This window comes from Bradyrhizobium sp. AZCC 1578, from assembly GCF_036924675.1.
GTDB lineage: Bacteria > Pseudomonadota > Alphaproteobacteria > Rhizobiales > Xanthobacteraceae > Bradyrhizobium.
This window is the reverse complement of record NZ_JAZHRZ010000001.1, coordinates 6,851,004-6,870,375: the sequence shown is the minus strand read 5'-3', so window position 1 is coordinate 6,870,375 and position 19,372 is coordinate 6,851,004. Positions and strand designations below refer to the sequence as shown.

11 protein-coding genes and 1 pseudogene are annotated in these 19,372 nt (G+C 61.5%); 1 reads left to right on the top strand and 11 read right to left on the bottom strand.

Annotation, left to right across the window (positions count from 1 at the left end):
- Nucleotides 1-69: 69 nt before the first annotated feature.
- From V1290_RS32640 to aceE, 6 genes are read right to left on the bottom strand one after another with little or no spacing between them, the layout of a single operon-like run.
- Complete coding sequence (locus tag V1290_RS32640; RefSeq protein WP_334368154.1) at nucleotides 70-1,242, bottom strand: acetyl-CoA C-acetyltransferase; 1,173 nt, start codon at nucleotides 1,240-1,242, stop codon at nucleotides 70-72.
- 44 nt (nucleotides 1,243-1,286) lie between these two features.
- Nucleotides 1,287-2,657: a dicarboxylate/amino acid:cation symporter gene (locus V1290_RS32635; protein WP_334368153.1), complete on the bottom strand. Its 1,371-nt coding sequence runs from the start codon at nucleotides 2,655-2,657 to the stop codon at nucleotides 1,287-1,289.
- Nucleotides 2,658-2,684: 27 nt separating this feature from the next.
- Complete coding sequence (locus V1290_RS32630) at nucleotides 2,685-3,659, bottom strand: TAXI family TRAP transporter solute-binding subunit (protein ID WP_334368152.1); 975 nt, start codon at nucleotides 3,657-3,659, stop codon at nucleotides 2,685-2,687.
- Between the two features lie 14 nt (nucleotides 3,660-3,673).
- Nucleotides 3,674-5,422: a dihydrolipoyl dehydrogenase gene (lpdA, locus tag V1290_RS32625; RefSeq protein ID WP_334368151.1), complete on the bottom strand. Its 1,749-nt coding sequence runs from the start codon at nucleotides 5,420-5,422 to the stop codon at nucleotides 3,674-3,676.
- A gap of 17 nt (nucleotides 5,423-5,439) precedes the next feature.
- Entirely contained in the window at nucleotides 5,440-7,005 is a 1,566-nt protein-coding gene (locus V1290_RS32620; protein WP_334368150.1) for a dihydrolipoyllysine-residue acetyltransferase, read from the bottom strand.
- Between the two features lie 20 nt (nucleotides 7,006-7,025).
- Nucleotides 7,026-9,713: a pyruvate dehydrogenase (acetyl-transferring), homodimeric type gene (gene aceE / locus V1290_RS32615; RefSeq protein WP_334368149.1), complete on the bottom strand. Its 2,688-nt coding sequence runs from the start codon at nucleotides 9,711-9,713 to the stop codon at nucleotides 7,026-7,028.
- Between the two features lie 600 nt (nucleotides 9,714-10,313).
- Here aceE and lipA point away from each other — a divergent pair.
- Nucleotides 10,314-11,346 (top strand): annotated as a pseudogene (gene lipA, locus V1290_RS32610) (lipoyl synthase).
- A gap of 599 nt (nucleotides 11,347-11,945) precedes the next feature.
- On the opposite strand, the gene V1290_RS32605 reads toward lipA, so the two are convergent.
- The 5 genes from V1290_RS32605 to V1290_RS32585 are packed head-to-tail and all read right to left on the bottom strand — an operon-like array spanning nucleotide 11,946 to nucleotide 18,469.
- Complete coding sequence (locus V1290_RS32605; protein WP_334368148.1) at nucleotides 11,946-12,698, bottom strand: ABC transporter ATP-binding protein; 753 nt, start codon at nucleotides 12,696-12,698, stop codon at nucleotides 11,946-11,948.
- Nucleotides 12,692-13,759, bottom strand: coding sequence for a FecCD family ABC transporter permease (locus tag V1290_RS32600; RefSeq protein ID WP_334368147.1), 1,068 nt, complete (start codon nucleotides 13,757-13,759; stop codon nucleotides 12,692-12,694). The genes V1290_RS32605 and V1290_RS32600 overlap by 7 nt, the downstream gene beginning before the upstream one ends.
- Nucleotides 13,759-14,928: an ABC transporter substrate-binding protein gene (locus V1290_RS32595; RefSeq protein WP_334368146.1), complete on the bottom strand. Its 1,170-nt coding sequence runs from the start codon at nucleotides 14,926-14,928 to the stop codon at nucleotides 13,759-13,761. Before V1290_RS32595 ends, V1290_RS32600 begins: the two co-directional genes overlap by 1 nt.
- Nucleotides 14,925-16,154, bottom strand: a complete 1,230-nt coding sequence (locus V1290_RS32590; protein WP_334368145.1) for an MFS transporter — start codon at nucleotides 16,152-16,154, stop codon at nucleotides 14,925-14,927. The genes V1290_RS32595 and V1290_RS32590 overlap by 4 nt, the downstream gene beginning before the upstream one ends.
- Nucleotides 16,155-16,186: 32 nt before the next feature.
- Nucleotides 16,187-18,469: a TonB-dependent receptor gene (locus V1290_RS32585; RefSeq protein WP_442895030.1), complete on the bottom strand. Its 2,283-nt coding sequence runs from the start codon at nucleotides 18,467-18,469 to the stop codon at nucleotides 16,187-16,189.
- Between the last annotated feature and the right edge of the window lie 903 nt (nucleotides 18,470-19,372).

The following is a 19,372-nucleotide window of genomic DNA, read 5'->3' as shown; positions in this document are numbered from 1 at the left end:
TCGGTCCTCCCCGGACGGCTGGTGCCATCCGCGTTTGCTTTGTTTGGAGCCCGTAAAACGGCTGCCGGCCTAGCGCTCGACTGTCAGGGCGACACCCATGCCGCCGCCGATGCACAGCGTCGCAAGGCCCTTCTTCGCATCACGCTTCTGCATCTCGAACAGAAGCGTCGTCAGAACGCGTGCGCCGGACGCACCGATCGGATGGCCGATGGCGATGGCGCCGCCGTTCACATTCACGATCGCGGGATCCCAGCCCATGTCCTTGTTGACGGCGATTGCCTGCGCCGCGAAGGCCTCGTTGGCCTCGACGAGATCGAGATCCCTGACTTTCCAGCCGGCCTTCTCAAGCGCCTTGCGCGAAGCCGGGATTGGCCCCGACCCCATCACCGCTGGATCGACGCCAGCCGTCGCCCAGGAGACAATCTTTGCCAGCGGCGTGAGCCCGCGCTTTTTGGCTTCGTCAGCGCTCATCAGCACCAGCGCAGCCGCACCGTCGTTCAAACCGGACGCATTGCCCGCGGTCACCGAGCCTTCCTTGTTGAAGGCGGGCTTCAGCTTCGCGAGCGCGTCGAGCGTTGTGCCCGCGCGGATATACTCATCCTGGTCGACGACGACGTCGCCCTTTCTGGTTTTGACAGTGACGGAAACGATCTCGTCCTTGAACCTACCGGCCTTCTGCGCATCTTCGGCCTTGTTCTGCGAGCTGGTGGCGAACGCGTCCTGCTCCTCACGAGATATCTGCCACTTGGTGGCAATATTCTCGGCCGTCACTCCCATGTGATAGCCGTGGAATGCATCCATCAAGCCGTCCTTCAGCATGGAGTCGACGAACTTGACGTCGCCCATCTTGGTGCCGCCCCGCATGTGCGACAGATGCGGCGCCATCGACATCGACTCCATGCCGCCGGCGACGATGACCTTGGCATCGCCGTTGGCAATCTGCTGCAAGCCGAGCGCGACCGAGCGCAGGCCCGAACCGCAAAGCTGGTTCATGCCCCACGCGGTCTTCTCCTGCGGAATGCCGGCCGCCATGGCGGCCTGCCGAGCGGGATTCTGTCCCTCGCCGCCGGCCAGCACCTGGCCGAGGATCACTTCATCGACTTCTGCCGGCGAGACCTTGGCACGTTCGAGCGCTCCCTTGATCGCCACGGCCCCGAGTTCGTGGGCAGACAGCGACCCAAACGCTCCGTTGAAGGAGCCAACCGGCGTTCGCGCGGCAGACACAATTACCACTTCAGTCATGATCAACTCCTCGTTCAGCGTTCCCTGCACTTCGGTTTTCAACGTCAAGCAATGACTGGACGGGGCGCGCCCGCCTCGATCTCGTCATCCGCAATCTTCACTGACTCCGGATCATCAGCTTCGACATCGCTCTCCTGGTTCAGACGCCGATGAAGCATTTTTTCATCGAGCGCCCCTTCCCATTTGGCGACGACGACTGTCGCAACGCCATTTCCGATGAGGTTGGTGAGCGCGCGCGCCTCCGACATGAAGCGGTCAATGCCAAGGATCAAGGCGATGCTCGCGACCGGAATCGTCCCGACGGATGCAAGTGTTGCGGCCAGAACGATGAAGCCGGATCCCGTGACGCCGGCGGCGCCCTTGGATGTCAGAAGCAGAACGCCAATGATGCCGAGCTCTTGCCAGATCGTCAGGGGCGTGTTGGTCGCCTGCGCCAGAAAGATCGCGGCCATTGTCAGGTAAATACAGGTGCCATCGAGGTTGAACGAGTAGCCGGTAGGAATGACCAGACCGACGACCGACTTTTCGCAGCCAAGATTTTCAGTCTTGGCGATCATGCGCGGCAGCACTGATTCCGACGACGAAGTGCCGAGCACGATCAAAAGTTCTTCCTTGATGTAACGGATGAACTTGAAGATCGAAAAGCCGCTAAGGGCAGCAACGGCGCCGAGCACGGCGAAGACGAACAACAAGCACGTGACGTAAAACGCCAGCATGAAGTTGGCCAGCGAAACCAGCGTCGCCACGCCATACTTGCCGATCGTGAACGCCATTGCGCCGAACGCACCGATCGGCGCGACTTTCATGATGTAGCCTACGATCCTGAAGAACACGTGGCTCACGACATCAATCAGCCGCAGCACGCCCTCACCGTGCTGACCGAGAGCTTGCAAACCAAATGCAAACAGGATTGCAAAGAACAACACCTGCAAGATTTCACCTTGGGCAAAAGCGCCGACGACCGTCGACGGAATAATGTCCATCAGGAACTGGACCGTGCCCTGCTCCTTCGCTTTTGCGGTGAAGGCCGCGATCGATTTTGTGTCGACGGTCGACAGGTCGACGTTCATGCCGGCGCCGGGCTTCCACAGATTGATAACGATAAGTCCGATTATCAGCGCAGCCGTCGTCAGCACTTCGAAATAGATCAATGCCTTCAAACCAACGCGTCCAACCTTCTTCATGTCGCGCATGCTGGCAATACCGTGCACAACCGTGAAGAAGATGATGGGGGCGATGATCATCTTGATGCATTTGATGAACGCATCGCCGAGCGGCTTCATCTGCTCGCCAAGATGAGGATAAAAATGGCCAAGCAATATGCCGCATGTGATTGCAGCCAGAACCTGCACATAGAGGTGCTGATACCATTTTACGGAATGGTGACCGTCCGTCATTGCTGCTGCTGTTTCCATGCCTCATTCCTTCTCAAAGATTATTTCTCAGTCCGAATGCGCAACGCCAGGCATAACCCTGCTGCGATACCAACTGACCGCGCCGCCATGCAGCGGAATGAAATTGTTGCGCGTGATGTTCGAGGGGATCGTTTCCGCCGCCGCCGGATGAAGTTCGATCATCTGCTCGTGATTGGCGAACACGGTGTTGACGATGGCTGTGACCAGATCGTCCGGTAGATCCTTGTGCGCAACGGCAAAATTGAACAGGCCGACCGTGTCGTAACGGCGCCGCAAGGTAGGATACGAACCCGCTGCGACAACGGATGCGGAGAGTTCCGGCATCGCCAGGCGCAGCGTTGCGATCTCCTGCCGCGTGAGAGGGAGGTAGCGCACCTTCGCCTTTCGCTCGATATCAATAAGGAATGGAGCCGGTACGCCGGCGCCGACCGCGAGCGCATCGATGCTTCGCGCCACCGACTTCTCCGCAAGCTCCGCCCAATCGCCGTGAACCAGGGTGGCCTCGACCTTCAGCGCCTTGAGGAACTCGGGAAAGTAGGTAGCGGTGGTGCCACCCTCGGGCCCGACACCGATACGTTTGCCCGCGAAATCGGCAAACGATTGAATCGGCGAGTCACTGAGCACCTGAAACTGAAAAGGCGTATCATACATCGCGAACATGGCGCGCATGTTTCGGTATTGCCGCCCATCGGTCCAGGCAGCGTTGGCGTTCCATGCCTGCAGCGCCACGCCTTGTGTGACGAAGGCCAGTTGAATTTCACCGGCCTCAAGCAGCTTGATATTATCAACCGGGCCACCCGTCGGTCGCGCCACCACCGCGATGCCGAGTTCTCGCGAGAGCAATCGAGCCAACCCTTCGCCATAGACGTAGTAAGTGCCGCCTTCCGACGCGGTGCCGAGAGTAAGCACCTGGGGCCAATGCGCCTCCGCCGCCGACGCCAGTTTGGGCGGAAGCAGAACCAATGCGAGAAGGACAAGAACTCGCCACGCTCTTGAAACCATGACTGTCTCCAGCGTCACTTTTTCTTCTGCGGCGGAAGATCCGTGCAGTGGCCCTCGAACACCTCAGCCGCCATGCCGATAGATTCTCCAAGTGTCGGATGCGGATGGATGGTCTTGCCGATATCTGCGGGCTCGCAGCCCATCTCAATCGCAAGGCAGATCTCGCTGATGAGATCGCCGGCATGCGTCCCGACGATGCCGCCGCCGATGACGCGGTGCGTCGTCGTGTCGAACAGCAGCTTGGTAAAACCCTCGTCGCGACCATTGGCGATGGCGCGGCCGGAGGCTGCCCATGGGAAGACCGCCTTGCCGACCTTGATGCCCTCAGCCTTGCACTGCTCCTCGGTCTTGCCGGCCCAGGCGACTTCGGGATCGGTGTAGGCCACCGAAGGAATTTGCCGCGCGTCGAAGAATGATTTTTCGCCGTGCGCCACTTCGGCGGCGACATGACCTTCATGCACGGCCTTGTGCGCCAGCATCGGCTGGCCAACGATGTCGCCGATCGCGAAGATGTGCGCCACGTTGGTGCGCATCTGCTTGTCGACGTCGATGAAACCTCGCTCGTCCACGGCGACTCCCGCCTTCTCGGCGCCGATCTTCTTGCCATTTGGGCTTCGGCCGACCGACACGAGAACGAGGTCATAGACCTGCGGCTCGGCGGGCGCCTGCTCGCACTCGAACCTCACCTCGATCCCGGCCTCGGTTGCTTTCGCGCCCGCCGTCCTGGTCTTCAGCATGACTTTCTCGAAGCGGCCCGCGTTCGCCTTCTCCCAGACCTTGACCAGATCGCGGTCGGCCCCCTGCATCAGGCCGTCGAGCATCTCGACCACATCTATCCGGGCACCAAGGGTCGAATAGACCGTCGCCATTTCGAGCCCGATGATGCCTCCACCGATCACCAGCATGCGCTTGGGGATGGACTTGAGCTGCAGTGCGCCGGTCGAATCGACGATACGCGGGTCATCGGGCAGGAATGGGAGTTTCACGGCCTGGCTGCCGGCGGCAATGATCGCGTTGGCGAACTTGATCGTCTTCTTGCCGCCTGACGAGATGACTTCGAGATGATGCGGGTCGAGGAAGGTACCGACACCGGTCACGACTTCGACCTTGCGGGCCTTTGCCATGCCGGCAAGGCCACCCGTCAGCTTCTTGATGACGCCGTCTTTGAATCCGCGGAGCTTGCCAAGGTCGATCTGCGGCGCGCCAAAGGAAATGCCGTGGTCAGGGAGGTGCCTGACCTCGTCGATCACGGATGCCGTATGCAACAGCGCCTTGCTCGGGATACAGCCGACGTTGAGACACACCCCTCCGAGCGTATCGTAACGCTCGACCAGCACGGTCTTCATGCCGAGATCGGCGGCGCGGAAGGCGGCCGAGTAGCCGCCGGGACCGGCGCCCAGCACCAGCATGTCGCATTCGATATCCGCCTTGCCGGAATAAGACGCCGCAGATGGCGTTGCTGACGGCAGAGCGGCGGCAGTCGGCTGCACCGCGGGCGCGGCCTTGGGCGCAGCAGCGGCGCCTGTGGCCTCCAGCACGAGAATGGTCGACCCCTCGCTTACCTTGTCGTCGATCTTGACCCTGACCTCCTTCACGACGCCGGCGTGCGAGGATGGAATCTCCATCGACGCCTTGTCGGATTCGACCATGATGAGACTGGTGTCGACCGCGACGGTCTCGCCAGGCTTCACCATGACCTCGATCACGGCAACGTCCTTGAAATCACCGATATCCGGGACCTTCACTTCGATCTGCTGAGCCATGCTGCTTCCCCCCGATCTCAGAACAGCACGCGCCGCAGATCGGCGAGCACGCTGGCGAAGTAGACGTTGAAGCGCGCCGCCGCGGCGCCATCGATGACGCGGTGATCCCAGGACAGCGACAGCGGCAGCGTCAGCCGCCAGTCCGATGTCTTGCCGTCGGAGGAGTGCTGCTTCCAGTACCCCTTGCAGACGCCCATGATCGCAACTTCGGGCGCGTTGATGATCGGCGTGAAATAGATGCCGCCGATACCGCCGAGCGAGGAGATCGAGAACGTGCCGCCCTGCATCTGGTCGGGCTTGATCTTGCCTTCGCGCGCGAGCTTGGCGAGGGCGTTCATCTCCTTGGCGATTTCCGGCACCGATTTCTTGTCGGCATCGCGGATGACAGGCACCATCAGGCCGTTCGGCGTGTCCGCGGCAAAGCCGATGTGCCAGTAGTTCTTGTAGACGAGCGCGTCGCCATCGAGGCTGGCATTGAATTCCGGGAATTTTTGCAGCGTCGCTACCGCGGCTTTGACCATGAACGGCAGGAGCGAGAGTTTTACGCCGCTCTTCTCAAGCTCCTTGTTCATCTTCACCCGAAACTGCTCGAGCTCCGTGATGTCAGCCTCGTCGTGGGTCGTGACGTGCGGGATGACGACCCAGTTGCGGTGAAGATTGGCCGCGGAAATCTTCTTGATGCGGCCGAGCTCCTTGCGCTCGACCGGTCCGAATTTGGCGAAATCAATCTTCGGCCAGGGCAGAAGGTCGATGCCGCCAACGCCGCCTCCGCTTGCGGCTGCTGCTTGCGGCCTGGCAGAGGGTGCCTCGCCTTTGCCGAAGGCCTCGACGTCTTCACGCAGAATACGGCCGTGATTCCCCGAGCCCTTGACCTTGCCGAGATCGACACCCAGTTCACGCGCCAGCTTGCGCACGGCCGGACCGGCATAGGCGAGCGCGAAGCTTTTTTCGTCAAGGCCGCCGACCACCGCCGTTCCTGCGGCGGTGGCCGGCGAGGACGCAGGCAGCGACACGGGAGGGATGTCGGCCTGCAGAGGTGCCGCCCCGGTTGCGAGCGATAGGATGATCGAGCCTTCGCTGACCTTGTCACCGGTCTTGACCTTGATCTCGCGCACGGTGCCCGCGAGCGGCGCCGGCACTTCCATCGTCGCCTTGTCCGACTCGAGCGCGATCAGCGGATCCTCCGCCTTCACGCTGTCGCCGGGCTTCACGAATATCTCGATGACGGGAACATCCTTGAAGTCGCCGATATCGGGAACTCGGACTTCCGCGACACCCGCTGGTGCGCTGACAGGCGACGGCGGAGCGCTGACGACCGGGCGCGCCTCGGCCTGCTCCGCGCCCGCACCCACGAACTGCACGATCACGGTACCTTCGTTGACCTTGTCGCCAACTTTCACGACCACCGACCTCACCACGCCTTCGCGAGGCGACGGCACCTCCATGGTCGCCTTGTCGGACTCCAGCGCGACCAGCGGATCTTCGGCCTTCACCTTGTCGCCGGGCTTGACGAAGACCTCGATCACGGGGACGTCCTTGAAGTCACCAATGTCGGGCACCTTGATATCGATCAGACCACTCATCGCTCTGTCCTCGGCTCCGCTCACACGGTCCAGGGCGCAGCACGCCCGGAGTCGATTTGATATTTGGCGATGGCCTCGGCCACGAGCGCCGGCTTGATCGCGCCATCGTCGGCAAGCGCCTTGAGCGCCGCGACGGCGACGTAATGCCGGTCGACCTCGAAGAATTTTCGGAGCTTCACGCGATAGTCGCTGCGGCCAAAACCGTCCGTGCCCAGCACGACGTAGCGACGGCCGGCGGCCTGTACGTATTCCCGGATCTGGTCGGGATAGTTGCGCATGTAGTCGGTCGACGCCACGACCGGACCGGGATGTCCCTCGAGCTGCGTCTCCACCCAACTCTTGCGGCGCGGCTCGGTCGGATGCAGCAGATTCCAGCGCTCCGCGGCCATGCCGTCACGGCGCAGTTCGTTGAAGCTGGTCGCGCTCCAGACGTCGGCGGTGACGCCGAAATCGGCCTTGAGCAGGTCGGCGGCCGCGATCACCTCGCGCAGGATCGTGCCCGAGCCGACGAGCTGGACGTGAAGTCCTTTCTTCGGCGTCTCTCCGCCAGTCTTCAGGAGATACAGCCCCTTGAGAATTCCCTCCTCCGCGCCCTTGCCTGCCTCGGCGAGCGAGGGATGCGGATAGTTCTCGTTCATCAGGGTGATGTAGTAGTAAACGTCCTCCTGCGCCTCATACATGCGGCGCATGCCTTCGCGCACGATCGTAACGACCTCATAGGCAAAAGTCGGATCGTAGGAGATGCAGTTCGGGATGGTGCCGGCAAGCACGTGGCTGTGGCCGTCCTCATGCTGCAAGCCTTCGCCGTTGAGCGTGGTGCGGCCGGCGGTGCCGCCGAGCAGGAATCCGCGGGCACGCATGTCGCCCGCGAGCCAGGCGAGGTCACCAACGCGCTGCAGACCGAACATTGAGTAGTAGATATAGAACGGGATCATCGGCACGTTGTTCGTGCTGTAGGACGTCGCGGCAACGATCCAGCTCGACATCGCGCCGCCTTCGTTGATGCCCTCCTGCAAAACCTGCCCGCTCTTGTCCTCGCGGTAATACATGAGCTGATCGGCGTCCTGCGGCCGGTAGAGCTGGCCGACCGACGAATAGATGCCGAGCTGGCGGAACATGCCCTCCATACCGAAGGTACGGGATTCGTCCGGCACGATCGGCACGATGTGCTTGCCGATCGCCTTGTCGCGCACGAGGGTGCCGAGCATCTGCACGAACGCCATCGTGGTCGAGATTTCGCGGTCGCCCGTAGAGTCGAGCAGCCGCTGGAATGTCGACAGTGGCGGAATTTGCAGGGACACGGACTTGCGCCTGCGCTGCGGCAGGCTACCGCCGAGCCGTTCGCGCTGCGTCCGGAAGTACTTCATCTCCGGACTGTCTTCCGGCAGACGGATGAAAGGGACTTTTGCAAGGTCTTCGTCGGCGACAGGGACCTGGAAGCGATCGCGAAAGCCGCGCAGCGCGTCCTGCGTCATCTTCTTCGCCTGATGCGCGATCATCTGGCCTTCGCCGGACTCGCCCATGCCGTAGCCCTTGACGGTCTTCGGCAGGATGACCGTCGGCTGGCCCTTGTGCTTCACCGCCGCCGCATAAGCCGCAAACACCTTCTCCGGATCGTGGCCGCCGCGCGCGAGCTTCCAGATCTCGTCGTCGCTCATGTCGGCGACGAGCTGCTTCAGTTCCTCGTACTTGCCGAAGAAGTGCTCGCGGATATAGGCGCCGCTCTTGCTCTTAAAATCCTGGTATTCGCCGTCGACGCACTCCTCCATGCGCTTCAGCAGCAATCCGCTCTTGTCCTTTTCGAGCAGGCGATCCCAGCCCGAGCCCCACAGCACCTTGATGACGTTCCACCCGGCACCCCGGAAAACGCTTTCGAGCTCCTGAACGATCTTGCCATTGCCGCGAACGGGCCCGTCGAGCCGCTGGAGGTTGCAGTTGATGACGAAGATCAGATTGTCGAGATTTTCGCGTCCAGCGAGCGCAATCGCGCCGAGCGATTCCGGCTCGTCCGTCTCGCCGTCGCCCATGAAGGCCCAGACCTTGCGGTTCGATGTCTCGGCCAGCTTGTGGTTCTGAAGGTACTTCAGGAACCGCGCCTGATAGATCGCCAGCAGCGGTCCCAGTCCCATCGACACCGTCGGGAATTGCCAGAAGTCCGGCATGAGCCATGGGTGCGGATAGCTCGACAAGCCCTTGCCGCCGGTCTCCTGCCTGAAGCCGAGGAGTTGCTCCTCGCTCAACCGTCCCTCGAGGAAGGCGCGCGCATAGATTCCGGGCGAGCAATGCCCCTGAACAAAAATCAGATCGCCGCCATGCGCGTCCGTCGGCGCGTGCCAGAAATGGCCGAATCCGATGTCGTAGAGTGTGGCCGCTGATTGAAAGCTCGCAATATGACCGCCAAGCTCCGAGCTTTCCTTGTTGGCGCGCAGAACGATGGCGAGAGCATTCCACCGGATGATCGAGCGAAGCTTGTGCTCGATCGCGCGATCACCCGGCAGCGCCGGCTGCTGATGCGGCGGGATCGTGTTGCAGTAGGGCGTTGTCAGCGACTGCTCTACCTGAAGCCCGCCACGGCGTGCGGCGTCGAGCATCGTATTGACGACGAACTCGGCTCGTTCATTGCCGCGATGTCCTCGGACTGCCGACAAGGCATCCAGCCACTCCCGGGTTTCCTGCGGATCCAGATCTTGCGCGTCCGCGACCTTCATTACCCTCTCCCTTTGCATGCCAAGCCGAAGTCAAGCGTCAACGCTCATTGCGTTCCGCGCACGTGCGGAAGCGCAACGCCACACAGGCGGTACCGCCTGTCGCTCTAGGTGATGAGTTGAATACTGGCTGGCATCTGAACGCTCCCTCGCATCGTTTGTTCTTGAGCTTTTGCTTCTTTTGCAGATACCCAAGCAGCATTCGTGCCAGACCACGCAATGCGCAGCCAATCGCGCGCATGCCTTTCATTTTGCTTGGGATTGCCCGACACCCCGTCGAGGGCGCCGAGATGATCGGCCGGAATCTGTCTGACGCGCCGGAAACGGGCCGCAGGTTCCGCCCGAAAGATCGGACCGACCGGCGGGCGCGCCCCGGATTGCTACGCACGTTGCCGTCTTTCGACCTCGAAGGCCGAGCGCAATGGTCGACAAGTGTGGAGGTGACAATCGGGTTGACGAACTCCGTTCGGATAGCGAATGTCTGCGACCGAAAACGTTCCTGCATTTTCGTCGCGTGCGGCAGCGCGAGCGCATCCGTGCGAAGTTCACGGCGTTGGATTCTCCGAGCCGTCTTCGGCGCTCGCACACCATGAGGTCGACCAAATGACCGTTGTACTTGATCTCCTCAACAACGATCCGCGACCGAAGAGGCGGCCCGACGTGCCGCGTCACCCCGAGAAGGCAAACCGCCCCGATACGCCCACCCTAGGCAAGCCTGCAATGGATTCGCGTGAAGGCGCCCGGCTCCGCCGAATGGGTCGAGACGAAGCGCATCGTGCGCGAGAACAAGCTCGTGACCGTCTGCGAAGAAGCAGGCTGCCCCAACATTGGCGAGTGCTGGAGCAAGAAGCACGCGACCTTCATGATCATGGGCGATACCTGCACGCGCGCTTGCGCGTTCTGCAATGTGCGCACCGGCCTGCCCGGCCCGCTCGACGTCGATGAGCCGGTCAAGGTCGCAGAGGCGGTAACAAAGCTCGGGCTCGAGCACGTGGTCGTCACCTCGGTCGATCGCGACGACCTTGCCGACGGAGGCGCCGCGCATTTCGCTGCGACGATTGCTGCCATCCGCGCAGCAAGCCCGGGTACGACGATCGAAATCCTGACCCCAGACTTTCTGCGCAAAGCGGGCGCACTCGAAACGGTCGTCGCAGCGAAACCCGACGTGCTCAACCATAATCTGGAGACGGTACCGTCGAAGTATCTGACAGTGCGGCCCGGTGCGCGCTACTTCCATTCGATCCGGCTACTGCAGCGCGTGAAGGAACTCGACGGAGAGATCTTCACCAAGTCCGGGATCATGGTCGGCCTTGGCGAAAGCCGGAACGAGGTGCTGCAACTGATGGACGATTTGCGTTCCGCCGACGTCGATTTCCTGACCATGGGCCAGTATCTGCAACCGACGCGCAAGCACCACGCAGTTGTAAGCTTCGTGCCACCTGACGAATTCGATGCCTATGAGAAGGTCGCCTACACCAAGGGCTTTCTGATGGTATCCGCCGCGCCGCTGACGCGCTCGTCACACCACGCGGGCGAAGACTTCCGCAGGCTGCGCGAGCGCCTGCGGCAACAAGCAGCCTCGCGGGTGGGAGCCCGGAGCAGGCCGCACGACGCCTCCGGGCACCTTCGAGGATAATGTTAAAGACATGGCTTTGTGGGAGCCGCCGGGCAACCCTGTCCGAATTGATGAAACGCTGGACCGGAACCAGTCCTTGGTCCTGCCAGAGCCTAGCGCCAATATTTCCTCCGCGCGCGATGTGTCCGCCGATCGAAGCGATGCAGGTGCGACGGCAGAGCTACCGTCCATCGCACGCAATCGGGGAACATCGGCGTACAAAATCGTGGCGCATTGTAGCGGGGAGCGCTACCAACCCACGGCAACATCTTCTCCAACCTTTATCGTGAAGTTCACGGCAAGATGCCCGCTCAGTTTTTGCGGACACGACTACTGCTCTCTGTGGCCGCCGTACGCCGCCTAACGCAGGCTAAAGAGAAATCGTCAGTCGGACGGTACAGCATTTGGTACAGCATGGCTGGTGCGCAAGGATTCTGGAACTACATTCTTATCGTTGCCCGATACCGCCAATTCCGAGCGAGATGCCCTGGCGCGCGCGCGCCGCAAATGCTCCCCGAGTCTCTGTCGCTGCACGTGTGCCAATGACCACCTTAAGGAGGGCCTGCCGCAGTAGGAATGAACCGGACTTCTGAGGCCGGCTAGCCCTGACGCGTAGGGCGTCAGATCGCGTCGTCGACGATCAGATGTGGCTTGCCCTGCGAACACGATTCCACGCGTGCCCTGATGCGAAAGGTTGCGGCAAGGTTTTCCGGTGTCAGGACGTCAGCCGCCGTGCCGAAATCGTGCAACGTTCCATTAAAGAGGATAGCGACCTTGTCGGCGAATTTCAGTGCCAGGTCGAGATGGTGCAGCGCGATCAGCACGAGCATGCCGTCGTCATGCGCAAGGCTGCGCACCTGCCGCATCGCTTCCAGCTGGCGGTGCATGTCCAGCGCGCTGGTCGGCTCATCCAGGAGCAGCACCTGCGGTTCGCGCACGAGACATTGTGCAAGCCCGACGAGCTGGCGCTGTCCACCGCTCAGCTCGGAAAGGATTTCATTGGCAAGATCGCCCATGTCGAGCGCTGCTAGCGCCTGGTCCACCGCCACCAGATCAGATCGCTCCAGGCGCCAGCCGCTGACCTGCTTGCGCGCAAGAAGCACGGATTCGAATACCGTCAGCACTGCGCTTGCCGTTTGGTCCTGAGGCATGTAGGCGATGGCGCGCTCGCGATCGCGCACACCTTCCAACCGGCACTCGCCGGGCCCCGGAAGAATGGCTGCGAGGCGCCGGAACATTGTCGACTTGCCCGCAGCATTCGGTCCAATGACGGCCACCACCTCGCCGCCATGACAGGGCGGAAGCGTCACATTACGCAGTACCTCGCGTGATCCGAAGCGAGCGCCGAGGCGATGCGTGCTCAGCACTACCATATGTCTCTTCCGCTTCTCAGGATCAAATATAGGAAGACCGGCAATCCGATCGCTGAGGTGACGATGCCGATCGGCAGGACGGCACCGGGTACCACGATTTTGGTCAGGATCGAGCTCAACGACATGATCAGCGCTCCAGTCAGTGCGCTCGCGGGCAGCAGGAAGCGCTGGTCTTCGCCGACCATCATGCGGGCGATGTGCGGACCTACCAGACCGATAAAACCGATCGTGCCGACAAACGCGACGGGGATCGCCGACAAAAGCGAGACAAGGATCAGGGTTTCGAGCCGCAGGCGCCGCACGGGAATGCCGAAGCTCGCCGCGCGCGCCTCGCCAAGGCGCAAGGCCGTCAACTGCCACCGGCGGCGCAGAAAGACCGGCAAGGTGACACCTACGACCAGTGCGGTGATGGCGAGCTTGGGCCATGTTGCCTTGGTGAGGCTGCCCATGGTCCAGAAGACGATGGCCGCGACGGCCTGCTCGGCGGCGAAATATTGGGTAATAGCGAGCGCCGTATTGAAACTGAAAACCAGCGCTATGCCCAGAAGCACAATCATCTGGATCGAGGCTCCGCGCCGAAGGCTGGCCAAATGGATCAGGAGGGCGGTTGCCATGGCCACGACGAAAGCATTGGCCGCGACGATGTAGTCGCCTGCCATGGGAATCAGCGCGACACCGAAGGCGAGCGCCAGGGCCGCGCCGAAGCTTGCACCGGCGGAAATGCCCAGCGTGAAAGGGCTCGCCAGCGGATTGTTCAAGATGGTCTGCATCTGAGCGCCGCCGATGGCAAGCGCCATGCCGACCACGACGCCCATGAGGGCCGACGGCATGCGGATCGACCAGACGATGACGCGCATCTGCGCATCCGCCTCTGCCGGCAGGACGAGCGTGCGCACCACCTCTCCAAGCCCGTACCTGGCCGGTCCGGTCGCAAGCTCGCCGACCAGTGCGATGCAAACTCCGACCACCAGCACAATGAGAACGACCCACCGCCTGATGCTGAGCGCCTGATAGGCGTCACGTCCGGCCAATGTCAGTGCTTCAGTAGGACGATCTGTCATCACGGGCTGTCGGAAAGGCTGATGCTGTAGCCGGGCCGGTAGTCGATGGGCAGGAAGCGACGATGATATTCGGCAAAGGTTGCATTGGGGTCCAGATTGGCGAACAGGTCAGGGTGGAACCACTTTGCCAATTGTTGGACGGCAAAAAATTCGTATGGACTATTGTAGAACTGGTGCCAGATGCCGTGAAAATTCCGCGCCTTCTTTGCCGCGATACCGGTATAGGCGTCGCGCGTGGTGAACCATTCGAGCTTCTTGCGCGTCAGGCGAGGATCCGCCCCTGGTCCGAGTGGAATCCAGTGGCCGCCGGGCACATAGGCTTGCCAGTCGGCGCTGGTAACCACCACATGCACGGGATCGGCGACGATAACCTGTTCGGGGCTGATCTGCCCGAAGGTCGAAGGAATGATATCGCTGCCGATGTTGTGGCCGCCAGCGAGTTCGACATATTTTCCGAAATTCTCAGCGCCAAAAGACAGGCAGCAATCCTGCGAGTAGCCACCGATCCGCTCGACGAACACCTTGGGGCGCTTCGGCTGTCGGGCGGCAAGGACGTCGACAACCGCAGCCATGGCCTGTCGACGGAACGCGATGATCTCCTCAGCGCGCGCCTCGCGCCCCATGATCCTGCCCAGAAGCCGAATGGTCGGCTCGGTGTTTTCCAGAGGACGGTGGCGAAAATCGACATAAACAACCGGTATGTTCAGCGCCGCGAGCTTCTCGATGTAGTTGGCATCCCTGTTGGCCTGCATGGCTTCAAGATTGAGCAGCACGACATCAGGCTTCTGGATGATCGCCGATTCGATGTCGATCAGGCTGTCCTCCTGGCCCTTGAAGGAAGGAAGCTTCGCCAACTCGGGAAACACCTTGAGATACTGCGCGTAAGTGGCCGGGTCGGCCGCGATCAGATCGGTGCGCCAGGCAACAACATGGGCCAGAGGATCTTGGGGTTCGAGCGATGCGATGAGATAGAGCTGCCGGCCTTCGCCCAGAAGCATGCGCTTGACGGGCGCGTTAAGCGTCACCTGGCGGCCCGCGATATCAGTGACGGTAAGTGGCGCTTGTGCCTGCGTCGGTCTGGATTCGCCGGCAAATGCTGCTGGGGGAAGCAAAGCGATCAGAACAATAGCCGTCACCGCGGCATGCAGCAGCGATCGGTGTTTGGTCATGATCGGCTTCCTTTTTGAGTGGAGCGCGAAATTTTGAGCCATATGCCGAGAGCCGACAAAAATGACAAGGCGTAAAGCGTGGCGACGAGCGGGAAAGCGGCTTCGAAACCAAAGAACTGGGTGACCGCGACGCCGGCAATGATGCCGCTCGCGGACGCAGCCTGCTGGGAAGCTTGCGCAAGGCCCAAAACCGAACCTTGCCGATCATTAGCCACGGTTACAGAAATGAGCGCAAGAAGGACCGGCGTCGTTCCGCCAAGAAGCGCGCCCCAGATAAAATACAGGAGCGCGAATACGGCAACCGAGCCCGTGCCTCCCGCCAGATGTGTAACCAAAACGCACGCGGCCGAAATCAGCACGTTCCCGCCCAGCACATGGGATGGCGCTCGATTCTCGAAGAGCCGCGCCCATAGCGGCGCGGCCACGACGAAGCCGCACGCGAGCAGCCCATAGGTGAAGCCGGCGACCCAGTGCGGGGCGCCAAATACCTGGGTCATGTACAGTGAGAAGGGAACCTGCAGGACCATGCGGCTGGCAAGCAGCATCCCCATCAACGCAAGAACAGCTACGATGGGAGCACCGGTCGACGCCTTGGGCCTTGCGGTACCCGCGCTTCCGGGACTGGCGGCTACAGCGGCTGGCGTCGGCACGGGCAGGCTCAACCAGGCAACGGCAGCGCACAGCGCACAAATTGCCCCGGCGGTCAGATTTATTGCGGCGAAAGGAAAGCGATCGAGAATGAGCCCGCCCAGGAAAGCACCGCCCAGCGACCCCACATTGGTGGCAACCTGAAGCCAGGCGAAGAGGCTGGCGCGATCCTTCCCGCCGGTGATCTGCACGCCATAGGCCTGCGCGGGAGCGATATAGCCGGCGCAGGCGCCCTGCACGAAACGCAGCGCGATGATCGTCCAGACATCCTGTGCAACGGCAACAAGCAGTTGCGTGACCGCGAGACCGCCGAGCGCCCGAACCATCATCAGCCGATTGCCGTAGCGATCGCCCATTCGCCCCCAGAAGGCGCTGGTCAGCGACACGCCAATCATCGGGCCAACGTAGACACCAACGCCTGCTAACCCAAAGACGCTGTCGGAAGGGCTCAGCGCCTTGATCTGGATCGGCCAGAATGGACCACTCATTTCCATGGCACCCATGGAAATGAATTGCAGCCCGAACAACAAAACAAAAACCGGTCCGAAGCCGCGAAGCGCGGCGGAAGTGTCTGTCATTCCGCTTCCGCCACCGACAGCATGTGCAGCAACTACATGTCCACGGTCATCGACAGGAGGTACGTGCGCGGTGCCCCCAAGAAGAACGTTCCGAATGAGGCCACGCTTGACCAGTAACTCTCACCGGTCACGTTCTGAACGTTGGCGCGGAAAACCGTCTTCCTGCCATTGATCGCCGTCGTGTAGCGGGCGCCGAGATCGAGTCGCGTCCAATCCGGAATCGGCTGCTTGTTCGCTGCATCGACGAACTGCCTGCCCGTGTAGATGACCGCCCCGTTCAAAGTGAGCCCCCTCACCCACGGGAGATCCCACTCGGCTCCAATATTGGCCTGGACGTTCGGAACGCCGATTGGCGTGTGGCCAACGTTTGCCGCGATGGCGGTCTTCGTGAGGGTGCCATCCAGCAGCGAAACGCCTCCGAGGACACGAACATCGGGCCTGAGTTCGCCGAAGACGTTGAACTCGAGCCCACGCACCTGCGTTTCGGCGGTCGCCGAGAAGCGTCCAGCCAACAGCTCGCCGCTCGCCTTCGATATTTCGAAGGCGCTGAAGGTGGTCGCGATCCGGCCGAAGTCTACCTTGATGCCGGCCTCGTATTGCTTGGCGATGTAGGGCGCGAGCACCTCGCCTTGGTTGGAAGCCCCTTGGGGCGCTACGTCGCCCTTGCTTAGACCTTCGATATAGTTCGCGTACAGGGAGACGTTGTCCCTGGGACGGACGACGAGGCCGACCACGGGCGTGGTCGCGCTCTTGTCAGAGGCGTTCATCAGCGTTCCGACATTGGAGAGATAGTTGTTGACCTCGACCCCCTGACGCCGGACGCCCAAGGTCAACAGGACACGCTCATCGAGCACGGACAAGGTGTCAGCAATCGAAAGCCCTGTGAGGTGACTGTCCGAGAGCCGTGGGCGATCGCTGATCTCGTTTGCGAACTGAGTTGGCGCTACCGTCGGACTGTAGATGTTCGACGTGACCGGACTGCCATTGGTGAGCCGCCGGTGCAGCGCGTCATGATAGACCGAGGCCTGGAAGGTGACGGCATGACGAACGAATCCGGTATCGAATCGGGCCCGGACGCCGCCATCATAGGTGTGCCGATCGATGCTGAGCCCGAAGAATTGCGGCGTCGAGGTAGTGCTGCCGATGGCGTTGGTGATCGTCGGCAGACCGAAGAACCGCTCGACATTGGTCCGCGATCCGCCGACGTCGGCGAACAGCGTAACCTGATCGTTTACATCGTATTCGTTGCGCCACAGGACAGATTGATCGTTGATGCGCGACCATTCCCAGGGTTGCGTCACGTTGAGCCGACCGTCCGGTGCCTTCGGCACTGGCACGCCGGCAGTCATGAGGAACGGACGTGAAGGGGCGTCAAAGCGATCGGTCTGGGCAATGAGGTAGAGCCAAGACCTGTACCGTTCGCCCTGATAGTCGAGAGCCAGCGATCCGACGCCCGTCGTTTCAGACTGGCGGTCAATCGGCGTGTCGCCGCCGCGCAGGCTGCCGCTGGCGCGCACGCCCCATTCCTTGCCCTGGCCGTAGCGCCTCGCGACGTCCCAATGACCGCCGAACCGCGCGGCCGAACCGTAACTCGCGGTGAGGCGGGTCAGGTCCTCTCCCGCACGCTTGGGCACGACATTGATGACGCCGCCGACGCCGCCATTGGGCGCTATGCCCGAGAGCGCGGCAGAGGGCCCCTTAAGCACCTCGATGCGCTCGACATAATCCGTGAAGATGCGGTAGCTCGGCGCGATCCCGTAAAGGCCCTCGAAGGCGAATTCACCATTGTTGCCTTCGTTGATCGGGAAGCCGCGAATGTTGAAGGAATCGACGATGCCACCCGTCGGGTGGGTGCTGCGCACGGAGGGATCCAGGATCAGGGCATCCGCACCCGTTGCGGCCTGCTGATCCCGGATGAACTTGTCCGTATAGCTCGTCACGTTGAACGGCGACTTCATCGTATTGGTGTTGCCGAGCATTCCCAGCCGCGCGCCCTGAGCGACTTGGCCGCCTGCAAAGGCAGGCACGACACCCGGCTGCGACGGTTGCGATTGCGCCGCGACGGTTTCAGCTTGCGGGGCGGCAGGCGCGGTGGTGCGCCGTGACGTCGATCGGACCCTGGCGTCACTTCGCTTGGTTGGCGCGCGGCGAACCGACTGTTGCGCCGGAGCATCGACAGTAACGGGTGGAAGGGAATTGCCGCCTTGCGTTGTCTGGGATTGAGCTGATGATTCGGACCACGCCAGCAACGCCACTCCACCCAATAGTGTCGCACTAAAGCGAGCTACTGTTCCAACTCCACCTGCACGTCGCATTTCCAGAAAGTTCCCCACAACAACACGTTGCCCAACGTGAAATGGCTCTACGCTCGGCCTGCAATGACCATGGATCAAAGATCCGCTCTCCGCGTCCGATCGACACTTATGGCCTGTGAATCAGCGCCCCCGCAGATTCGCACTCCGCGTTGGTTGCCCGTGCCTTATCGGCAAACTCCGATCACTAGCGATCTGCTCCGGCCTCTTTAGAGAGGCGCTATGGTGACCGCAACGACAAATGCGTGCGCTGCGACTTAGAATGCTTCAATCATCGACGGCTTGAGTCAGCTGACACCCAGTTTGGAAAGATTCCAAAGATGCTTTGGGAGATTCCAGTGCTGTTGAAATTTGGCAGGAACGATGGACGAGAGCGCTCTCACCAGCGGCCATACTTTCCCTCGGCTCGGCAACTTGACTGGCCTCGCTTTTCAGGAACGCTCCAGACCTCGTCATGGACTGACTGCGCATCACCATTCCGTTCCTGTACGTCGCCCTCATTGCGACAACACCTGCCGCACCGGAAACTGAACACTGCTCGTGAGGGCGCTGTGAGTTCCTTAGTCGTAAGCGATTGCACTGCTCTTGCGACGCGGCATTCCTCGAATGAGCCTGCGTCTACCATCACCTGTCTTGTAGATGATCGTCGGCATTAGTGAGCCTTGAATTCGGCGATCACCTCGACGAGGAAAGTGGTGGCGAGGATATAAGGAGACACAGACCTCTTCATCACGTCATGATATGGGGGAAAGCACCTGCCCGCTCGTGAACCACGCGATATCTGGCACCGACTTCAACATCCGAGGACAGCATGACGACGCAAGAAACAGCGTGGCAGTATCCCTACGGAACCACGCAGCGCTACCACTTGCAGCACGGCGCGCCTCACCCCATTCCATAACAGCT

Bases quoted from the DNA above. Each gene is read 5' to 3' on its own strand.
- V1290_RS32640 (WP_334368154.1), bottom strand. From the start codon at position 1,242: ATGACTGAAGTGGTAATTGTGTCTGCCGCGCGAACGCCGGTTGGCTCC.
- V1290_RS32635 (WP_334368153.1), bottom strand. From the start codon at position 2,657: ATGGAAACAGCAGCAGCAATGACGGACGGTCACCATTCCGTAAAATGG.
- V1290_RS32630 (WP_334368152.1), bottom strand. From the start codon at position 3,659: ATGGTTTCAAGAGCGTGGCGAGTTCTTGTCCTTCTCGCATTGGTTCTG.
- lpdA (WP_334368151.1), bottom strand. From the start codon at position 5,422: ATGGCTCAGCAGATCGAAGTGAAGGTCCCGGATATCGGTGATTTCAAG.
- V1290_RS32620 (WP_334368150.1), bottom strand. From the start codon at position 7,005: ATGAGTGGTCTGATCGATATCAAGGTGCCCGACATTGGTGACTTCAAG.
- aceE (WP_334368149.1), bottom strand. From the start codon at position 9,713: ATGAAGGTCGCGGACGCGCAAGATCTGGATCCGCAGGAAACCCGGGAG.
- V1290_RS32605 (WP_334368148.1), bottom strand. From the start codon at position 12,698: ATGGTAGTGCTGAGCACGCATCGCCTCGGCGCTCGCTTCGGATCACGC.
- V1290_RS32600 (WP_334368147.1), bottom strand. From the start codon at position 13,759: ATGACAGATCGTCCTACTGAAGCACTGACATTGGCCGGACGTGACGCC.
- V1290_RS32595 (WP_334368146.1), bottom strand. From the start codon at position 14,928: ATGACCAAACACCGATCGCTGCTGCATGCCGCGGTGACGGCTATTGTT.
- V1290_RS32590 (WP_334368145.1), bottom strand. From the start codon at position 16,154: ATGACAGACACTTCCGCCGCGCTTCGCGGCTTCGGACCGGTTTTTGTT.
- V1290_RS32585 (WP_442895030.1), bottom strand. From the start codon at position 18,469: ATGCGACGTGCAGGTGGAGTTGGAACAGTAGCTCGCTTTAGTGCGACA.